Below are 456 nucleotides of genomic sequence, written 5' to 3'. Positions count from 1 at the left end.
GAATTAGTACTAGCGGACTTAGAATCTGTTGAGAAACGTTTGCCTAGAATTGAAAAATTAGCACGTCAAAAAGATAAGACTGCTGAAATGGAAGTACGTATTTTAACAACTATTAAAGAAGCTTTAGAAAATGGTAAACCCGCTCGTAGTATTGACTTTAATGAAGACGATCAAAAATGGGTGAATCAAGCGCAATTACTGACTTCTAAAAAAATGCTTTATATCGCTAATGTTGGTGAAGATGAAATTGGTGATGATGATAATGATAAAGTAAAAGCGATTCGTGAATATGCAGCGCAAGAAGACTCTGAAGTGATTGTTATTAGTGCAAAAATTGAAGAAGAAATTGCTACATTAGATGATGAAGATAAAGAAATGTTCTTAGAAGATTTAGGTATCGAAGAACCAGGATTAGATCGATTAATTAGAACAACTTATGAATTATTAGGATTATCA

General features: G+C 32.2%; 1 pseudogene. It reads left to right on the top strand.

Annotation, left to right across the window (positions count from 1 at the left end):
* Window positions 1-456, top strand: a pseudogene (gene ychF, locus C0Z19_RS29240) (redox-regulated ATPase YchF); the annotation flags it as partial.

The sequence above is a fragment of the Trinickia soli genome (assembly GCF_002879855.1).
Lineage (GTDB): Bacteria > Pseudomonadota > Gammaproteobacteria > Burkholderiales > Burkholderiaceae > Trinickia > Trinickia soli.
The sequence above is the reverse complement of the archived record's forward strand: the minus strand, read 5'-3'. Positions and strand labels throughout refer to the sequence as shown.